1 protein-coding gene is annotated in these 1,449 nt (G+C 68.8%); it reads right to left on the bottom strand.

Annotation, left to right across the window (positions count from 1 at the left end):
* Positions 1-12: 12 nt before the first annotated feature.
* The gene (locus ACLQ24_RS29600; RefSeq protein WP_425895027.1) at positions 13-1,215 is read right to left on the bottom strand and encodes an IS110 family transposase; all 1,203 of its coding nucleotides are present in this window, start codon (positions 1,213-1,215) and stop codon (positions 13-15) included.
* Positions 1,216-1,449: the final 234 nt, after the last annotated feature.

A 1,449-nucleotide genomic window follows, 5' to 3' on the forward strand; every position in this document is an offset into this window, starting at 1 on the left:
CCTATGTTTTTGTCAAGCCGCGATGGCGGCGGGACGTGCCTGGTAGGGCGTTTTGTCGCGGAGCATGGCGAACAGGACGTCGACGCGGCGGCGGGCGAGGCATATGAGAGCGGCGTTGTGGCGTTTGCCCTCTTTGCGTTTCCGGTCGTAGTAGGCGCGGCTGACCGGGTCGGCGAGGGATGCGAACGCGGCGAGAAAGAACGCGCGTTTGAGCTGCTTGTTGCCGCCGCGGGGTGGGTGTTCGCCGCGGATGCTGCTGCCGGAGCGGCGGGTGACCGGGGCGAGGCCGGCGTAGGCGGCGAGGTGGCCGGGGGTGGCGAACGCCGTGCCGTCGCCGACTTCGAGCAGGATCCGGGCCGCGGTCCTGACGCCGATGCCCGGCATCGAGGTCAGGACCGAGGAGAGAGGGTGCGCATCAAGCATCCTGTCGACTTCGGTGGCGACGTGGTCGCGTTGTTGGAGCAGGTCACGCAGGCTGTCGGCGAGCCGGGGCAGGACCGTCTCCGCGGCGGTGGTGCCTGCCACGACGACGGTCTGCTCGTCGAGGGCTGTCAGCACCTGGTCGATGAGGCGTTCGCCCATGCGGGGAGCGTTTTTGACGGCGATGGCGGTGAGTTTGCGGCGGCCGGCTTTGCGCAGACCAGCTGGGCCGCCGCACTGCGACAGCAGTTCGAGGACAGCCTTGTGTTGCACTTTCGGGCCCAGGACACGTTCGAGGGCAGGGTGGATCTGGGTGAGCAGCCCGCGGATCCGGTTGGCCAGACGAGTGGCTTCACCGGCGAGGTCGTCGTCGAAGCCGATCAGGACTTCGAGTTCGGCGAGGGTTTCGTCGCCGACGTCGACGCGCCTGAGCGTGTGGGGCAGGGTGCGGGCGGCGTCGGCAATGACATAGGCGTCCCGGGCGTCGGTCTTCGCGCTGCCCGGGTGCAGGTCAGCGATCCGGCGCATCGCGAGTCCGGGCAGGTAGGCGACCTGATGGCCGCAGGCTCGGGCGACCGCGACGGGCAGAGCGCCGATCGTCGCGGGCTGATCGACCACGACCAGGACACGGCCATGGCGGCCGAGCTTGTCGAAGACCTGCCGCAGTTTCGCCTCGGTGTTGACCAGCGCGGCGTCGTGCAGCCGCTTGCCGTCCCGGGTCAACGCGACGGCGTGGTGGCCGTCCTTGCCGACATCCAGACCGAGGAACACCTGGTAGTCGCCGTGCACTGCTATCGCCTCCCCGCGACGTCACCTCATGACCCGGTCGATCAGGCGTCGACTGCCGGCAGCCACGTTACGAAGAGACCTACCCCAAAGAGCGGGTGGCCGTGTCCCTATCAGCGGTCCGTCGGCGCCACCCGGCCCGGCGACAACACCCCCCGGATCATGCGTACGACAGGGGCGGTAAGTCATACCGGGCCGAGCGACCGAGCAGTCCCCGGCTGGGGACGATCAAAAAGGTAACGG

This window comes from Micromonospora sp. DT4 (genome assembly GCF_049841675.1).
Classification (GTDB): Bacteria; Actinomycetota; Actinomycetes; order Mycobacteriales; family Micromonosporaceae; genus Micromonospora.